Origin of the sequence: Streptomyces sp. LBL (genome assembly GCF_029893585.1) — a bacterium.
Taxonomy (GTDB): domain Bacteria; phylum Actinomycetota; class Actinomycetes; order Streptomycetales; family Streptomycetaceae; genus Streptomyces.
This window is the reverse complement of sequence record NZ_JARXYX010000002.1, coordinates 313,169-330,347: the sequence shown is the minus strand read 5'-3', so window position 1 is coordinate 330,347 and position 17,179 is coordinate 313,169. Positions and strand designations below refer to the sequence as shown.

General features: G+C 71.8%; 14 protein-coding genes and 2 pseudogenes. 7 read left to right on the top strand and 9 right to left on the bottom strand.

Annotated elements, in window-relative coordinates:
• Positions 1–241 precede the first annotated feature (241 nt).
• The 3 genes and pseudogenes from M2271_RS03845 to M2271_RS03835 form a co-directional block, all read right to left on the bottom strand.
• Positions 242–613 (bottom strand): annotated as a pseudogene (locus M2271_RS03845) (C40 family peptidase); the annotation flags it as partial.
• A 1,419-nt stretch (positions 614–2,032) separates the two neighbouring features.
• Positions 2,033–2,446, bottom strand: a pseudogene (locus M2271_RS03840) (cinnamyl alcohol dehydrogenase); the annotation flags it as partial.
• Between the two features lie 92 nt (positions 2,447–2,538).
• On the bottom strand, positions 2,539–3,789 hold the full coding sequence (locus M2271_RS03835; RefSeq protein WP_280885628.1) for a glucarate dehydratase family protein: 1,251 nt from the start codon (positions 3,787–3,789) through the stop codon (positions 2,539–2,541).
• 186 nt (positions 3,790–3,975) lie between these two features.
• Here M2271_RS03835 and M2271_RS03830 point away from each other — a divergent pair, with 186 nt between their 5' ends.
• Positions 3,976–4,857: a fructosamine kinase family protein gene (locus M2271_RS03830; protein WP_280885627.1), complete on the top strand. Its 882-nt coding sequence runs from the start codon at positions 3,976–3,978 to the stop codon at positions 4,855–4,857.
• A 168-nt stretch (positions 4,858–5,025) separates the two neighbouring features.
• Here the strand turns inward: M2271_RS03830 and M2271_RS03825 are convergent, their stop codons facing one another.
• Positions 5,026–5,418, bottom strand: coding sequence for a DUF5997 family protein (locus M2271_RS03825; protein ID WP_280885626.1), 393 nt, complete (start codon positions 5,416–5,418; stop codon positions 5,026–5,028).
• Between the two features lie 58 nt (positions 5,419–5,476).
• On the opposite strand from M2271_RS03825, the gene M2271_RS03820 reads away from it, so the two are divergent.
• Positions 5,477–6,262 carry a LysR substrate-binding domain-containing protein gene (locus M2271_RS03820; RefSeq protein WP_280885625.1) on the top strand — a complete coding sequence of 262 codons (786 nt, stop codon included), beginning with the start codon at positions 5,477–5,479 and terminating at the stop codon, positions 6,260–6,262.
• Positions 6,263–6,357: 95 nt separating this feature from the next.
• Here the strand turns inward: M2271_RS03820 and M2271_RS03815 are convergent, their stop codons facing one another.
• On the bottom strand, positions 6,358–7,053 hold the full coding sequence (locus tag M2271_RS03815; protein ID WP_280885624.1) for an HAD family phosphatase: 696 nt from the start codon (positions 7,051–7,053) through the stop codon (positions 6,358–6,360).
• A gap of 121 nt (positions 7,054–7,174) precedes the next feature.
• Between M2271_RS03815 and M2271_RS03810 the strand changes: the two genes are divergently transcribed.
• On the top strand, positions 7,175–8,209 hold the full coding sequence (locus M2271_RS03810) for a lactonase family protein (RefSeq protein ID WP_280885623.1): 1,035 nt from the start codon (positions 7,175–7,177) through the stop codon (positions 8,207–8,209).
• Positions 8,210–8,308: 99 nt separating this feature from the next.
• Here the strand turns inward: M2271_RS03810 and M2271_RS03805 are convergent, their stop codons facing one another.
• Together M2271_RS03805 and M2271_RS03800 are read right to left on the bottom strand one after the other, a co-directional pair.
• Positions 8,309–9,232, bottom strand: coding sequence for a hypothetical protein (locus tag M2271_RS03805; RefSeq protein ID WP_280885622.1), 924 nt, complete (start codon positions 9,230–9,232; stop codon positions 8,309–8,311).
• Between the two features lie 141 nt (positions 9,233–9,373).
• Positions 9,374–10,366: a BadF/BadG/BcrA/BcrD ATPase family protein gene (locus tag M2271_RS03800; protein ID WP_280885621.1), complete on the bottom strand. Its 993-nt coding sequence runs from the start codon at positions 10,364–10,366 to the stop codon at positions 9,374–9,376.
• A gap of 236 nt (positions 10,367–10,602) precedes the next feature.
• Between M2271_RS03800 and M2271_RS03795 the strand changes: the two genes are divergently transcribed.
• Entirely contained in the window at positions 10,603–11,280 is a 678-nt protein-coding gene (locus M2271_RS03795) for a uracil-DNA glycosylase (protein WP_280885620.1), read from the top strand.
• A 371-nt stretch (positions 11,281–11,651) separates the two neighbouring features.
• Here the strand turns inward: M2271_RS03795 and M2271_RS03790 are convergent, their stop codons facing one another.
• Positions 11,652–12,737 carry an exo-alpha-sialidase gene (locus M2271_RS03790; protein WP_280885619.1) on the bottom strand — a complete coding sequence of 362 codons (1,086 nt, stop codon included), beginning with the start codon at positions 12,735–12,737 and terminating at the stop codon, positions 11,652–11,654.
• A 271-nt stretch (positions 12,738–13,008) separates the two neighbouring features.
• Here M2271_RS03790 and M2271_RS03785 point away from each other — a divergent pair, with 271 nt between their 5' ends.
• Positions 13,009–13,593, top strand: coding sequence for a hypothetical protein (locus M2271_RS03785; RefSeq protein WP_280885618.1), 585 nt, complete (start codon positions 13,009–13,011; stop codon positions 13,591–13,593).
• A gap of 490 nt (positions 13,594–14,083) precedes the next feature.
• Here M2271_RS03785 and M2271_RS03780 read toward each other — a convergent pair whose 3' ends face one another.
• Complete coding sequence (locus M2271_RS03780) at positions 14,084–14,941, bottom strand: helix-turn-helix transcriptional regulator (protein WP_280885617.1); 858 nt, start codon at positions 14,939–14,941, stop codon at positions 14,084–14,086.
• Between the two features lie 184 nt (positions 14,942–15,125).
• Here M2271_RS03780 and M2271_RS03775 point away from each other — a divergent pair, with 184 nt between their 5' ends.
• Positions 15,126–15,983 (top strand): SDR family NAD(P)-dependent oxidoreductase, encoded by an 858-nt coding sequence (locus tag M2271_RS03775; RefSeq protein ID WP_280885616.1) that lies wholly within the window; start codon positions 15,126–15,128, stop codon positions 15,981–15,983.
• A gap of 147 nt (positions 15,984–16,130) precedes the next feature.
• The gene (locus M2271_RS03770; RefSeq protein WP_280885615.1) at positions 16,131–17,177 is read left to right on the top strand and encodes a transposase; all 1,047 of its coding nucleotides are present in this window, start codon (positions 16,131–16,133) and stop codon (positions 17,175–17,177) included.
• Positions 17,178–17,179 lie beyond the last annotated feature (2 nt).

The window sequence follows — 17,179 nt, the reverse complement described above, 5'->3', positions numbered from 1 at the left end:
GTCGGCAGCAGGAGCGGCACGGTCGTCTCCCGGGGCGTCAGCCCGAGTTCCGTGGCGGGCTCGTCGCAAGCCATCGGGGCCCCGGGCCCTGGTGGACGGTCAGGCACTGCCGGCCGTTCCAGGAGCCGGGCTGCTCGCCCGGGCCGGGCCAGGACGTCCGGCAGCACCGCTGACCGGTGCTGCCAAGGGCGGCCGATGAGCGCGACACCTGCGTCTGCAGGTGCCCCCGTTTCAGGCCGTCTCAGGCGGGGCGGATCGCGCCGCGGATCGCGGACTCGCCGGCGTAGTAGACCGACTCCTCGCGGATGTACGCTCCCGGGCCCGGCGCGTGGATCATCATGCCGTTGCCGATGTAGAGGCCCACGTGGCTGAGGTCGTCGTAGAAGAAGACCAGGTCCCCCACGCGGACGTCGGTGAGGGAGACCCCCGTGCCGACGCCGGCCTGGGCCTGTGTGGCGCGCGGGAGTTCGACTCCGGCGGTCTTCCAGGCAGCCTGGGTCAGACCGGAGGCGTCGTACGAACCCGGCCCGGCCGCACCCCAGACACACGGCCGGCCGATCTGGGCACGGGCGAAGGCCAGCACCTTGGCGGCCTTGAGGTCGTAGCCCGCGTCGACGGGCTGGGCGGCCACCATGGGTGCGACGGGTGCGACGGGTGCGACGGGTGCGACGGGTGCGGCGAGGACGGGGGTCGGAGCGGCCGGCACGTTTGCGGTGAACGCGGGGGCGTGCTCGATCGGTATTCCGTGCGCGGGCGTGAACGTCGTGTCGGCCGGGAGGCCTGCGGGAAACGCGGGGGCCTGCACGGTCGGAAAGCCCGTGCCGAATGTCGAGGCCGGGTCGGCGGACAAGCCGGTGGTGGCGTAGGCGCCGGCCGGATCGGTCGGCAGGCCGGGGACGGGCATGGCCGCCGGGGCTACGGGCAGAGCCGTGGGGAACGTGGGAACCGAGGTGACCGGGAGATCCGGGGCGACCTGGGCGTACGAGGTGGCCGGGAGGTCAGAGGTGACCTGGGCGTACGAGGCGTACGGGGCGGCCGGGAGGTTGGGTGTGAGGGCGGCCTGCGGCAGCTGCCACTGCGCTCCGGTGCCGTCGAGCGCCGTTTCCGCCGGAGTGCCCCACGTGCCCTCAGTCGGCCGGGACTCGGTCGGCCCGGACTCGATCGCCGCGAGCGGGGTGCTGCGCTGGGTGATGTGCGCGGCAAGCAACGCGCGGGCCTGGGCGAGTTTCTGCTGGTTCCGCTGCTTGGTGGCCCGCAACGACGACGACCCCGAGTCGGCGGTGGACGCGGCGGGCAGCGCCTTGGCGGCGTCCTGCCGGGTGGCGTCCGGAGCGCTCGGCAGCGCCGGGACGGAACCGCCCGTGAGCTCCGGGACGGGTCTCGCGGTGAGCTCCCGCGCGGCCCGGTCGGCCGTCTTGGGTGCTTCGAGGGCGAGGGCGTCCGTGGCACGCTCGGCCGGACGCGGCGGCCGGGCCTCGGGCGCACGGGTCGGACGGGCCGGCATCCGGTCGGCGGGCAGCGCCGCCGGGACGGTGGGGCCCAGCTTGGCGCGGGCCACGTCGAACCACTGCCGGGCGACGTCGGCGAGCGCGGGGTCCGGGGCCTCGCCGCGGGGGCCGGCCGCCGAACCGGCGTCTCGGCGCTCACCGCCGGACGTCGCACCGGACCGCTGGCGAGGGATCGCGGCCGCGCGGGTCGCGTTGTAGGTCCCGGTGTCGGTCTCGGCCCGGTCGTAGAGGCTGTTCACCCGCTGCGATACGTCCTCGCGGCTCGGCCCGTCGTCAGCTGTCGCCGCCGTTGCTCCCGGGGTCTGCGAAAGCAGGGCCACGGAGGTCAGAGCCGCCGTCGCAAGCGCGGAGTTGCGCATGCCCGGGAAGCCGCTGCCTCCGGGGCGCGAGGTTCGTTCCGGCGCCATGGGAGCCGTACTCCTTCCGTACCTGGGCCCGCTCGTCTCGGCGGGTTCGCCGGAGAGAGTCGTATGGCCCGTACGCCAACCTAGCCAACTTGTGTGTCTAGTGTGAAGATTGAGGTGTTAAATGTCCGATACGTATCTGTGACCTTCGTCCCTCTGCCGTTGCCGCCACTCCTCGTAGTGGTCCAGCACCGTCTCCTCGATCGGACGGTGGCGGAGGCCCAACTCACGCACGCCGCGGCTGTTGTCCACCCGGAAGCGGATGCCGAGGTGCTTGCGGATGTGGTCCTGGCTCAGGCCGAAGGCGGGACCCAGGACACGTACCGGCCCCTGCGGGAGAGCGGTGTGCGGGAGGCGGAGGTCGCGGGGGTACCGGCCGCGGATGATGCGCGCCATGTCGTGGAAGGACGTCATCGTCGGTGCCGCGACGAGGTAGCGGCCCTTCGCCTCGGCGTTCTCCGCCGCCATGTGCGCGTCGGTCACGCCCCGTACGTCCACGGTCGTGAAGCTGAAGTCCGGGACGCCGTAGAAGAAGACCGGGCCCAGGTGCCGTGATCCCGGCCCGGTAGCCCTGATTCAGGTCCGGGCACCCTGATCCAGGTCCGGGCCCGGCCACCGGGTCCGCGTCACCAACGCGGCAGTCTGAGCTCGTACTCCGGCTGGATCCGCCGTATGTAACCGGTGTCGTCCCGGTCGCGCACCCCCGAGTCGACGTACAGCCGGTGCAGCCGTTGAAGGGCGTCGTGGTCGAGTTCCACGCCGAGACCGGGTCCGGTGGGGACCGCGACCGCGCCGTCGCGCAGCTCCAGAACGCCGGGGACGATCACGTCGTCCGCCGAGTTCCACGGGTAGTGCGTGTCACAGGAGTGGTCGAGGTTGGGGATGGCCGCCGCCACGTGGGTCATGGCGGCCAGGCTGATCCCGAGGTGCGAGTTGGAGTGCATGGACAGGGCGAGTCCGAACGCCTCGCAGACGGCGGCCAGTTCACGGGTGCGGCGCAGTCCGCCCCAGTAGTGGTGGTCGGTGAGCAGTACCTGGACCGCGTTCTGCTCGATCGCGGGCTTCAGGTGCTCCCACGCGATCACGCACATGTTGGTCGCCAGCGGCAGCGGCGAGCCCTTCGCGACCTCCGCCATACCGGGGATGCCCCCGGTCGGGTCCTCCAAGTACTCCAGTACGTCGGCGAGTTCGCGGGCGACATACTTCGAGGTCTCCACCGTCCAGGCGGTGTTGGGGTCCAGCCGCAGCGGCTGTCCGGGGAAGGCCTCCGCCAGCGCCCTCATCGCGGCGATCTCCTCGTCGGGCGGGAAGACACCGCCCTTGAGCTTGAACGAGCTGAAGCCGTACCGCTGTTGCATCAGCCGCGCCTGCTCGACGATCCCGGCCGGGTCCAGCGCCTCGCCCCAGCCGTCACCGACGGCCACGCGACCGTCGAGGGCGGGGTGCTCGGCCCACTTGTAGAAGAGGTACGCGGCGAACGGCACGGAGTCGCGGACCTTGCCCCCGAGCAGGTCGCTCACCGGCCGACCGAGCAGCTTGCCCTGTGCGTCCAGGCAGGCCACCTCCACCGCCGAGGTGGTCCAGCCGCGTTCGTGGGAGCTGGGTACGGTCGGCAGCAGGACGGCGTCGATCGCGGCCGCGAGGGCCGTGGTGTCGAAGACGTCCATCCCGACAACCACCTGCGCCGCGGCCTGAAGCCGCTCCAGCCGTGCCGTGCCGCCCGGAGACTCACCGAGTCCCACCGTGCCGTCTTCCAGGACCAGTTGGAGGATCACGCGCAGGGCGAGGGGTTCGTGGACGCCGTTGGAGTTGAGCAGCGGCGGGTCACTGAAGGCGATCGGAGTGACGATCAGCTCCCTGATCCTGGTGGGGTTCACGCCGATCTCCGTTCATATCCATGAATATTTTTCACAAATCTAAATGAGCGACCAAGCTATGAATCGTTCATAAGCATGTCAAGACATGGCTGAAATATTTCACCGGTGTCACACAAGGGGCAAGGCTGCACCCGCACCTGCGGACGACTCGCTCCCCGCTTCCGCCGAGGCATGGTTCGATACGGCATGACCCCTCACACGACACCCCACGGCGAGGAGACTCCCGGTGCCGCGGCGGCTCGGCTCACCGGGCGCCCGGTGAAAGCGGAACGGCCGTTGTCCGGTGGGCTCGCCGAAGTCACCCTCGACGACGGGCGGTCGGTCGTGGTGAAGCGGGGCGACGGCCCCGGCGCGGTGCGGGCGGAGGCGGCGGGACTGCGCTGGCTGGCCGAGGCCGGAGCGGTCCGCGTGGCGACCGTGCACGCCCACGACACGCACCACCTGGTGACCGACCGGGTTCCGCAGGGCCGGCCCAGCGCCGCTGCGGCGGTCCGGTTCGGCCGGGACCTGGCCGCCCTGCACGCCTCCGGCGCGCTCGCGTTCGGCGCCCCGCCGCCAGGCGGTCCGTGCGAGGCGTACATCGGACGCGCTCCGATGCGTAACGTCGAGGGTCCCGACTGGCCCGACTGGTACGCCGAGCACCGGGTGCTGCCCTATCTGCGCCTTGCGGTCGACGACGGCACCATGTCCCAGGCGGAAGCCGCCCCGATCGAAGAGGTCTGCGTACGGCTGCCCGAGCTCACGGGTCCGGCCGAACCGCCCGCCCGGCTGCACGGCGACCTGTGGAGCGGCAACGTGTTGTGGGGCGGCGACGACCAGGTGTGGCTGATCGACCCGGCCGCGCACGGCGGCCACCGCGAGACCGACCTCGCGATGCTCCACCTCTTCGGCTGTCCCCACCTGGACCGGGTGCTGGAGGGCTACCAGGGGGCGACCCCGCTCGCCGACAACTGGCGGGACCGCATCGGCCTGCACCAGCTCTTCCCTCTCCTGGTGCACGCCGTGCTCTTCGGCCGCGGTTACGCGGAACAGGCCCTCGCGGAGGCACGAACGGCCCTGGCGCGCTGAAGCGTCACCAGGGCCGCGACCGGCGGAACGTCGAGGGCGAGGAAAGCGAAGGGACTGGATTCAGACCGCTTGCGCGGCGCATGAGTGAGAAGGAAGCCCCTGATCGCCGGGCGCCGGGCGCCGGCGCGCGAGAGTTTTTCGCGCCAGGCGCGGGAGCTTGTGCCAAGGTCAGGAGGACGGGGCGCGCTCGGCGTTCTTCTTCTCCTTGATGCGCGCCGCCTCCTTGCGGACCTCGGCCTGCGTGGCGCGCTCCTTCTCCAGCCACTCGGGGCGCTCCTCCTTGAGTGTCTCGATCTGCTCGGTGGTGAGCGCCTCCGTGATGCCGCCGCGGGCCAGACCGGCGATGGAGACACCGAGCTTCGCCGCGACCACCGGGCGCGGGTGCGGGCCGGTGCGTCGCAGCTCCCGCAGCCACTCGGGCGGGTTCGCCTGGAGCTCGTCCAGCTCGGCGCGGGTGACGACGCCCTCCTGGAACTCTGCGGGGGCGGCCGGGAGGTACACACCCAGCTTCTTCGCCGCGGTTGCGGGCTTCATCGTCTGGGTGCTCTGGTGCGACTTCATGGTGTCCAGACTAACGACCGCGCACGAGCCCTCGGACCACGCCGGGTAGCCTGGCCCGGTGACAGGCACTGCGGCATCCCCCTCGTTCCGGCTCGCCTACGTCCCGGGAGTGACCCCCGGCAAGTGGGCGCGGACCTGGAACGAGCGCCTGCCCGACGCCCCCCTGGAACTCGTCGCGGTGTCGGCCGCCGAGGCCCCCGACGTGTTGCGCGACGGCCGCGCGGACGCGGCGCTCGTACGGCTCCCCGTCGACCGTACGGTCTTCAGCGCGATCCCCCTGTACACCGAGACGACGGTCGTCGTGGTTCCCAAGGACCACGTCGTGACGGCGGCGGACGAGGTGACGTGCGCCGACCTCGCGGACGAGACCGTGCTGCATCCCCTCGACGACGTCCTCGACTGGGAGGCGCCGCCGGGCGAGCCCGCGTTCGAGCGGCCCGCCACCACGGCCGACGCTGTCGATCTCGTGGCGTCGGGCATCGGCCTCCTCGTCGTGCCCCAGTCCCTGGCCCGCCTCCACCACCGCCGCGACCTCACCTACCGCCCGCTCCTCGACGCCCCCCAGTCCGATGTCGCCCTCTCCTGGCCCGAGGCCGCGACCACCGACCAGGTCGAGGACTTCATCGGCATCGTCCGCGGCCGCACGGTCAACAGCACCCGAGGCCGCGCGGCCCCGGCACCGCAGTCGAAGGACAAGTCCAAGTCCAAGTCCAACGACAAGGCCAAGGACAAGCCCCCCGCCCGCCGCAAGCCCGCGCCGGGCAAGGCGACGGCCCGCACCCCCCGGGGCGGTTCCGGCGGCGCGACGGGCAGCAGACGCGGCAAGCCCCGCCGCCGTTCCTAGCGCCGCGACAGGCAATGGTCGCCCCGTCTCGACGCCTGGCACCCCGACCAGTACATCCGGCGGCGTCGAGGCCGCGCCCCTGAAACGGAGATCGGTCAGGTGACCGGCGTCGTGCGCACCAGCCAGTCGTAGGCGGTCCGTGCCGTGAACTCGGCCTGACCGCCGGGCAACAGCAGATCCGCGGTGGCGAACTCCGGGGCGTCGGCCTGTGCGGCGACGTACGGGATCGCGATGCAGCGCATCCCGGCCGCGCGCGCGGCGACGGCGCCCGGCGCCGCGTCCTCCACGACCACGCAGTCGGCCGGGGCCGCGTCGAGCCGGCGGGCCGCTTCCAGGAACACGTCCGGAGCGGGCTTGCCGTGGGCGACCTCGTCCGCCGACACGAACATACGCAGATACGCGTCCAGGCCCGTCCCGGCCAGCACCGCCTCGATGGCCTCGGGCGACGAACCCGAGGCCACGGCCATCGAGACATCCTCCGCCGCCAGCAACTCCACGAACGTACGCATCTCGGGGTACACGCGCGTGGAGGCGCGGGCCAGCTCCAGATAGAGGCGGTTCTTGACGGCGAGGATCTCGTCGACGGATGCCCGCAGACCGTACTGGTCCTTCCAGGCGGCGACCGTCTCCAGCGTGCTGATGCCGACGAACCGCTCGTGGTCCGACCAGGTGTAACCCGGAACACCGTGCGCGGCGAGGACCTGCCGGCCCGCTTCGAAGTAGTTCGGCTCGCTGTCCACGAGCGTTCCGTCGAGATCGAAGATGACCAGGGTGTCGCCGAGTTCGCTCATGGTCCCAGGATGTCAAAGGTCATTTCCGGGCAGCTCGCCCGATCGACTCCATCTGGTCTAGACCTTGCGTGATCGACTGCTACCGTCACACCCGACGGCACAGCACCGAAAGGGGACCGCGGTGGCACACGGCGACAGGCGGGGACGGCGGGCCTTCATCGGGTCCTTCACGGCGGCCGGAGGGCCCGGCATCGTGACGGCGGCCGTGGACGAGGACAGCGGCGCGCTGGCCCTCCTGAACAGTCTGGACGGCCTGCCCGACCCGTCCTACCTGGCCCTCGCGCCCGACGGCCGCACGCTCTACGCGGTCAGCGAGACGGTCGACGGTGCCGTGGCCGCATACCGCCTGACCAAGGACAAGCCCGAGCCTGCCGGTCCTCGGGTGCCGGTCGACGGTGACGGCCCCACCCACCTCGGCGTCCACGCGGGCCACGTCCTCACCGCCAACTACGGCTCCGGCAGCGTCACAGCCGTGCCGCTCCGCCCCGACGGCGCCCTCGCCGGCGCCCCGTCCGCCGTGCTCCGGCACACCGGCTCTGGCCCGCACACTCCCCGCCAGAACGGCCCGCACGCCCACCAGATCCAGTCCGATCCGAGTGGCCGGTGGGCCGTCAGCGTCGACCTCGGCACGGACTCGGTGCGCGTGTGCACGCTGACCGACGGCGACCTCGTACTCCACCGGGAGGCGGCCCTGCGGCCCGGCTCCGGCCCGCGTCACCTGGTCTTCCACCCCAACGGTTCGTACGCGTACGTCGTCAACGAGCTCACCCCGACCGTCACCGTCTGCCGCTGGGACGCGGCGGACGGCACGCTGAAACCGCTGGCGGAGACCCCGGTCCTGCCCGGCGCCCCGGCCGGTGACGCCTACCCGTCGGGCATCGTCGCCTCACCCGACGGCTGTTTCGTGTGGACCGCCACCCGGGGCGAGGACGTCCTGTCGACGTTCGCCGTCGAGGGCGAGGGACTGCGGCTGGTCGGCACGGTGCCCTGCGGCGGCCACTGGCCCCGCGCGCTCACCGAGGCGGACGGCTACCTCTACGTCGCCAACGAGCGCTCGGGCGACGTCGCCTGGTTCGCCGCCGACCCGGCAACCGGACTGCCGCGCTACGCGGGTTCGGTCGAGGTGACCGCTGCCTCCTGCGTGGTCATCGGCTGACCGGCACGTACCGGTGCCCGCGCGGTGCCCGCGCGGAGAAGGGCCCGCTCCAGCATGTGTGCGGAGCGGGCCCTTCGCCGTACGAATGTGCGGTGCGCGTCAGCGGACCGGCGCGCCCTGCGGCTGCTGCGGCGCGATGCCCAGCGCGGTCGTGTACTTGGCCAGGGCGAGCTTGCCGATCGCCGGGTAGGGACCGAGCGCCTCGGCGGCCGAGCAGCCCGCCTCCCTGGCTGCCTCCTCGATCAGACCGGGCTCGATCTCCGGCCCTATCAGGTACGGCGCGAGCGCCAGTTGCTGCGAGCCCGAGGAGCGGAGCTGCTCGGCGACGGACGCGATCGAGCCGTCCTGGTCGAGGGCCGCCGCCATCACCGGGACGGCCAGCCGCGCGGCGAGCAGCATGCCGGTGATCCCGGCCGCCTGCACGGCCTCGTCGCCGCCCACGGACGCCAGGATGATGCCGTCCGCGGCGGTCGCCACCGTGAACAGACGGGCGCGGTCGGCGCGGGCCAGCCCGGCCTCCGAGAGCCGCACGTGCAGCGCCTCGGCGAGCAGGGGATGCGGGCCCAGCACATCGGTGAGGTCGGCCGCGACCCGGCTCTCCATCACGGCCTGGCGGACTCGGCGCAGCAGCGCGCTGTCCGGACCGGCCAGCAGAGGCACGACGACGGCCACCGGACCGTCGGGCTCCTTGACCTCCAGACCGGCGGCCTTGGCCTGCTCGTACCGGCCGGTGCGCTCCTCCGCGGCGTGCGCCAGCACGGCCTGCAGCGTGGGAAACTCCGCGTCGTCCCCGTCGAGGTACCCGATCCGGGCGTCGATGCCGGGCAGCTCGGAGCGCGCGATGCTCACGACCTCCTCGGCGAGACTGCGCGTGGCGGTGCCCGGGGTGCCCGGAACCGCGAGAACAAGCACAGGGGCGCCCTCGGGAGCCGCCAGCGGCTCGGGTCGGCGGTGCCGCCCGGGCTGGCGAGGTCGCGGCATTCGTACTGGTAGGCCGGACGCGGGCCCAGTGGGGGAGCTCATGGCGTCTCATGTTACTGGCTTACTGGGCTCCCCTGTTCGGGGAGGGTGCAGGTGAGCGGTATCCGTCCGCTTTTGTCTGATGAGTTACGTACAGATCAGAAGTATTCAGCAGTTGCTCCGGCCTCACTTTCGCCATGTATGTCAACCACGGACCGCGTCGCCTTTCATGTCAACCACGGACAGCATTGCGTCATCACCTGGCAGAGGGAGCGAACCGGTGGCCAGAGCCATGGCGATACGGACCGCACCCCGCAACGGATCGCCCTCGGCCGCCACCCGCCGCGCATGCGGCAGCCGCCTCGCCAACTCCTCCTCCAGCGGTAGGACCAGCGGGTCGCCCATCCTGAACAGGCCCCCGGTGAGAGCGAGCAGGGGCTCGCCGTCCGGCGGGCAGACGGCGGCCGCGGAGTCGGCCATGTGCCGGGCCGCGGCACGCAGGATCCCCGCGGCGACGGGGTCCTCGGCCGCACAGCCCGCCACCTGGGGCGCGAAGGACGCGAGTACGGCGGGACGGTCCGCGCGCGGATACAGCGTGCCGGGGAGCTCGCGGGCGGGACCGAACACCTCCTCGGCACAGGTCAGCAGCCGCGCGGAGCCGCCCTCCCGGCCGTCGTGGGCGCGCAGCGCCGCCTCCAGCCCGGCCCGCCCGATCCAGGCACCGCCCCCGCAGTCGCCGAGGAGATGCCCCCAGCCGTCCGCCCGGCGCCAGCGCATGAGGTCCGTACCGATCGCGATCAGACCCGTACCCGCGGCGACAACCGCCCCCGGCCGGGGCCCCAGGGCACCGGTGTACGCGGTGACCGCGTCCGCGGCGAGCGCGACCTCACGGACGCCGAACTCCCGCGCCAGCGCGCCAGGCAGTTCGGCACGCAGTGCCTCACCCAGGGTGGCGAGGCCGGCGGCACCGATCACCGCCGTGCCCAGCCCGCCGATCCCGGTCTCGGTGATCAACGCGCGGACCAGGGGAACCAGTTGTTCCATGAGGTGTGCCGGGTCGATACCCCGGTCGCCCGTGCGTACCGGCTCCCGAGTCTCCCGTTCGGCCTGCCGGGTGCCGGCGGCCGTACCGACGACGACGCGGAGGCCGGAGCCGCCGGAGTCGACGGCGAGGAACCCGTCCCCCGCACCGGTCATGGCAGATCCGGGAGCTGAGCACCGACCTGGGGCTGCCGCGGCCGTCGACCCTGACGGAGTGGCTCGGCCACTGGACGCGACACGTTCCCCACCTTCCCGGTGACCGGCTGCGTGATCTGCTGGACCGGCCCGAAGATCTCGACGAGGAAGGAAGAGTAGCGCCGAGAGCGGCGTCCGTGTGTGAGGGCTTCTGCGTTTGTGCCGGGTCCTGGTGCGGGCCAGTAGAGTGACGCCCCGTGGCACCACGACCTTTGCATGAACTTGTTGAAGCAGGCTGGGCGAAGGCCCTTGAGCCTGCGGCCGAACGCATTGCCGCCATGGGGGACTTCCTGCGGGCCGAGATAGCGGCGGGCCGGACCTACCTGCCGGCTGGGGCGAATGTCCTGCGGGCCTTCCAACAGCCCTTCGATGACGTCCGCGTCCTGATCGTCGGCCAGGATCCTTATCCCACGCCGGGTATGGCGATCGGGCTGAGTTTCGCGGTGGCGCCCGAGGTGCGCTCCTTGCCGGGGAGTCTGGAGAACATCTTCCGGGAGATGCACTCCGACCTGGGGCTGCCCAGACCGTCGAACGGGGATCTGACGCCGTGGACCGAGCAGGGTGTGCTGTTGCTCAACAGGGCGTTGACGACGGCACCCCGCAAGCCGGCCGCGCACCGGGGCAAGGGGTGGGAGGAGGTCACGGAGCAGGCCATCCGGGCGTTGGCCGCGCGCGGTACACCGCTGGTATCGGTCCTTTGGGGGCGTGACGCACGAAATCTGCGGCCGTTGCTCGGGGATCTTCCTGCGATCGAGTCCGCCCACCCGTCCCCGATGTCGGCGGACCGCGGTTTCTTCGGCTCACGTCCGTTCAGCAGGGCCAACGACCTACTGGTCCGGCAGGGTGCCCAGCCGGTTGACTGGCGCCTGCCGTAGGACATGACCGTCGCAGCGGCCGCCTCTCCTGCCGGAGTGCCGGCAACTTCCTCGTCTCCTGGGGGAGCCCCACGCGGTGGGACTGAAGCGGGCAGGCCGTGGTCAGGGGCGGGTTCTGCCTGCCCCTGACCCGGGGGAGTACCCCCGACACCGGTAGTGGCGGACCTGGTGGGCGAGGCACCCCTGTCACTGGGCGAAGTCGTACGTCTGCACGTCGAACGTCCTGCCCAGGGAGTCGGTGGGCGTCACCGTCACCGTGGTGCCGTCACCGTGGTGCCGTCACCGTGGTGCCGTCACCGTCACCTTCAGGAAATGGCTGAACCGGTGGCCAAGGCCGCCGCACGGCGGTCAGACCGGTCAGCGGTTCGGGCTCATCCGACCACCGCGGCCCGTACGCACAGCACGTCCGGCAGATGCTCGGCCAACTGCCGCCAGCTGTCGCCGTCGTCCGCCGACGCGAACACCTCGCCGTTGCGGTTGCCGAAGTACACGCCGGCCGGGTCGGCGTCGTCGGTGCACATCGCGTCCCGCAGCACCGTGCCGTAGTGGTCCTGCTGGGGCAGGCCCGCCGTGAGGGGCTGCCAGCTCTTGCCCGCGTCCGCCGTCCGGAAGACCCGACATCGCCGGCCCGCCGGCACCCGGTCCGCGTCGGCGTTGATCGGGAACACGTACGCCGTGTCGCCGCGCCGGGGATGCGCCGCCACCGCGAAGCCGAACGTGGACGGCAGGCCCGCGCCGATGTCCGTCCAGTGCCCGCCCGCGTCGTCGCTGCGGTACACGCCCCAGTGGTTCTGCAGATACAGCCGGTCCGGGTTGGCCGCGTCCTGCGCGACCTTGTGGACGCACTGGCCGAACTCCGGGTTCGGGTCCGGCAGGAACACCGCGGAGACACCGGAGTTTGAGGGCTCCCAGCTCGCGCCGCCGTCCTTCGTGCGGAACACCCCCGCCGTCGACACGGCCACCGTGACCGCGCGCGGGTCCCGCTTGTCGGTGAGGACGGTGTGCAGACCCTCACCGCCGCCGCCGGGCACCCACTTGGACCGCGTGGGATGCTCCCACAGCGGGCGGACCAGCTCGAAGCTCTCCCCGCGGTCCTCGGAGCGGTACAGCGCGGCCGGTTCGGTGCCCGCGTACACCACGTCCGGCTCGGCGGCCGCCGGGTGCAGCTGCCAGACCCGCTCCAGCGAGGCCTCCGTGTCCGGCGGGAACCTGACGGCCGGCCGCGCCGGTTCGGTCCAGGTCCGGCCCAGGTCGTCCGAGTGGAAGACGGAGGGGCCCCAGTGCGCGCTGTCCCCGCCGGCCAGCAGCCGCGGACGGTCCCCGCGGGTGTCGATGGCGACCGAGTACACCGCCTGTGCGTTGAAATAGGGGCTTTCGTCGAACTCCCAGGCGCCACCTTGCCTGCGTCCGATGAACAGGCCTTTGCGTGTGCCCACGGCGAGCAGTACTTCGGTCATGCCGATCACCTCCGCGACGTCTTTGTCCCAGACACCCGCCAGTCTGCACCCCACCACTGACAGTCACCCTCGCAACGAGCTCCGCCGCAGGTCAGCACGGCGATGGCAACCGTGCTGCGGGGTCCACGGGCCGCTTCGAAGGAGCTGTCGCGCGGGATCGGGCCGCGTGCGACCCGTCGAGCCGGGAATCTTGCTGTGAGCATCCCGGACACGGCTCCCGTATGGGAGGGCGGTCCGGCATGTTCGTGCGCTGATGAGGAGGATGCCTGCGATGGCGTTCCGTGGTCCGAAGGTGTGGCTGTGGCGCTGGCGGCGCAATGCGCTCAAGCGGCGGGCCGACGAGGTGGAGGCCTGGGTCGTGCTCGGTGCCTGGGCGCTCACGTTCCTCGTCGGCGTACTCGCCGGTCTGGGCGTCGCCCGGACCGCGGAGCACGGGATGGCCCGGGAGCGCGTCGAGTGGCGTCCCGTCATGGCGCACCTCACCGAACAGGCACCGGGGACGGTGGCCGCGTCCCCCGGCAGGGCGAGCAGCGAGCGGGTGTGGGCCAAGGTGCGCTGGACCGTGCCGGACGGCTCCGAGCACACGGGCCAGGCCCGGGTGGACCCCGGTAGCAGCTTCGGGACCCCGGTCACGGTCTGGACGGACCCGGAGGGCCGCCTGGTGACGAAGCCCGCCACCGCCGCCCAGGCCCGTCTCCGGGCCGCCATGACCGGTGCCCTGATCGGCTTCGGTGCCGGTGCCGTGCCCTTCGTCGGCGGCCGCGTCCTGCGGGGGCGCCTGGAACGCCGGCGCATGGAGCAGTGGGACGCCGAGTGGGCACGGTTCGGCCCCCTGTGGGGGCGCACGACGGGCTGAGGGGAAGACCGTCCCCAGGAGTTTCTCGGGCCGAGATCTCAGTGCCCGAAGGCCAGTGCACGCGCCAGGATCGCGTCCGGGGCGTCGGCCTCGGGGAGAGCGCCGGAGGTGCGGCCCCGGTGACCGCCGAGCCGGGTCGCGCGGAATGCGTCGGCCACGGCCGGCGGAGCGTGCCGCACCAGGCAGGGTGAGCACCTTCCACCTGGGGGTGTCCTCGTCCTCGTCGTTCGCCAGGACGAGGACGCCGCCGTCGGGGAGCCGGGCGGCGGTGGCTATGCCGGCCAGCAGGTCGAAGGCGCACTGCTGCAGGACGGTGTTCGCGTCCACGCACCAGCCGCTCGCGTGGCCGTCACCCCCGTCGGTTCCCTGAGGCGTCGGCTGTGCGCGCAGGAAGTGCCGAGAGTGTGGTGCCGGCCGCCGTGTCCTGTCCCGCTCTCCACGCGACGGCCGCGTCGAAAGGCGCTCGGCTCCGAAAAAGACCTCATGTGCGTCAGGAACCTGTGAACGTGTCGGCGCCGAGCACGGTCAGCAGGGCGAGTCTGTCGTGGCTCTCGGTGCCGGGCGTGGCGGTGAAGATGAGCAGGGACTGCCCCTGGTCGGGGTCGAGCAGTGTCTGGCAGTACAGGTCGATGCGTCCGACCTCGGGGTGGACGAACCGTTTGGCGCTGCTCCACCGAAGTCCCACTTCCTGGCGGTTCCACAGCTCGGCGAATTCCTTGTTGTGCTGCAGGTCGGCCACCAGCGAGGCGGCCGGCGACCCGGGCCCCTGCGCGGTGGCACTGGCGCGCAGGACGGCGACGTAGACGCGGCTGTGCAGGTCGTGGTCGTCCGGCAGGTACCGATGGCGGGCGGCGGCGGGGTCGGTGAACCACCGGTAGAGGGCGCTGCGCGCCGGGCCGGTGTGACGCGTCTCGTCGCCGAGCAGCGCCACGGCCGGCGGCGTCTGCTGCAGCGTCTCGCCGACCGGGCCCATGATCTGCGACGGGGTGTCCTGCAGCCGGTCCATGACGCGCAGCAGCCCGGGACTGATGTGTGCTTCGCGCAGTTGCCGTGTCTGAAGGCGGTGCCCGCACAGCAGGAACAAGTGGTCGCGCTCGTCCGGGGTCAGGCGCAGGCCCCGGGCGATGGCTGCCGCCATCTGCTGCGACGGCTGGGAACCACCACCGCGTTCGAGCCGGGCCAGGTAGTCGGCCGACATGTCGCACAGCTCGGCGACCTCCTCGCGGCGCAGCCCGGCCGTGCGCCGTCGTGTGCCGCGGCGCAACCCGACGTCCTCGGGTTGCAGGGACTCCCGGCGTCCGCGCAGAAAGCCGGCCAGGCCGTCGCGATCCAGTGTCGTGTCCACCATCAGCTTCCCACCTCGAATGCCTCGTGCCGTATGTCGTATGCCGCCACCTCATGGTCCGGCACGTGCGCACGGTTAGCCACGCCCTGCCGTTCAGTGGTTGGGCATGTCCTTCATCCGTCGGCACGGTCCCTTTCTACTGGGCGATGTCAGGAATCGGGCAAGCCCGCCTCTGGAGGAGTTTCGTATGGCCAAATGGACCGCGGACCAGCTGCCGAACATGGCCGGCGTGACGGTGGTGATCACCGGTGGGGGTGGGGGGATCGGGCTGGTGACCGCCCGTGAACTCGCCCGGGCCGGCGCCCATGTGGTGCTGGCCGTGCGCGACGTCGACAAGACGCGCCGGGCAGTGGAAGGGATGCGTGGAGAGTTCGATGTCCGGCGACTCGATGTCGCCGACCTGGACTCGGTGCACGCGTTCGCAGGGTCGTACACCGGGGACATCGATGTGCTGATCAACAATGCCGGGGTGATGGACATCCCGGCGGCACGGACCGCGCAGGGTCTCGACGTGCAGACCGCGACGAACTACTTCGGGCCGTTCGTGCTCACCAACCTGCTGCTGCCGCGGCTGACCGACCGCGTGGTGACGGTCTCCAGTCAGCTGCACCGCTTCGCCAAGCTGGATCTCGACGACCTCGATTGGCGCTCCCGCAAGTACAACGGGCTGGCCGTGTACGAGTCGTCCAAGCTCGCCGTCGTGCTGTTCTCGCTGGAACTGCAGCGCCGCTTGACCGACTCGGGCAGCCATGTCCGCTCGGTCGTCGCTCACCCTGGCATCGCGCGCACCGGACTGGTCACGCACTCGCCGCTGGGATTCGTCAACCGGCTCCCGTTCCTGGTGCAGGACGCCGAGCGCGGAGCGCTGCCGCTCATGTACGCGGCCACGCAGGACGTCCCCGGCAACGCCTACGTCGGACCGGACGGGCTGTTCAGCTTCACGGGCCACCCGCTGATCCGCAAGCCCGGCCGGGCGGGCCTGGACCTGGCGGTCGCCGGGAAGCTCTGGCAGGCGACCGCCGCTCTCACCGGAACCGACGCCTGAGCGATCCGCGCAGAGGCTGTGGTCCGGCGGCCGGCGGCCGCCGGACGGTGACGTGCGCCGGGTGCCGTCGACGGCTCAGCGCCGGCCGCGGGTGGAGACCGTGGACGTGCGGTAGCCCTGCGCGGTCACCTCCAGGTCGCCGCGGTCGTGGCTGCCGAGGGGGCAGGACACCGTGATGTCACGCTCCTCGCCGGGCCGAAGGAGATGCGGACAGTCGCGAACGCGGACGCCGCGATCCGTCAGGCCCGCCAGGAGATCGACTTCCTGGCCGTCCTGCCCGCCCAGGCCGCGCAAGCGGTACTCAAGGCGTACTTCCAGGCATGGAAGAACTGTTGGGCCGGGCGCGCCGACGCCCCGAACTTCAAGGGTCGGTTCCGCACGGTGATGTCCGTGGACATCCCACAGGGCCGCGATCTGAACATCATCCGCGTGCACCGACGCTGGGGCATGGCCAGCATTCCCAAGGTGGGCCGCGTCCGCTTCCGCTGGACCAGAGACCTTCCGGCCGGCAAGCGCGCGGGCGCGGAGAACCGGATCACCGGGGCACGACTGATCAACGGCGAATGGCTGACCGGCAAGGAGAAGGCCAGGCTCCTGCACCTGGAGCAACGCGCCGCGCGGCGCAAGGCACACCGAAAGCCCGGCGGGCGCACCAGTCGCCGACTGCAGCACACCTACGACCAGATCGCAGGACTCCGTGCGAAAGCCAAGCGCCGGGCCCTGGACTGGCAGCACAAGACCACCACCGACATCGCCCGCACATACGGCACCGTCGTGGTCGAAGCACTCAGCATCACGAACATGACCAAGTCTGCCAGGGGAACCACTGAGGAGCCGGGCAAGAACGTCGCCCAGAAGTCCGGACTGAACCGCTCCATCAGCGGGGAGGCATGGGGCCGCACGGTCACGATGCTGACGTACAAGAGCGCCCGGCTCGGCGGCACCCTGCACAAGGTACCCGCCCCCGGTACCTCCCGGCGCTGCTCAGCGTGCGGCTTCACCACGCCCGGGAGCAGGGAGAACCGGGCCGTGTTCGTGTGCAAGAACCCGGACTGCGGCTGGTCGGGCAACGCCGACCACAACGCAGCCCGGAACGTCTTGCACCTGAACCGGATGGGCCTCGCGCTCATCCCGGCTGCCGGGAGGGCGGTCGTCAGGCGCGCGAAACGCGTCAAACCCGCTGCCGCAAGGTAAGC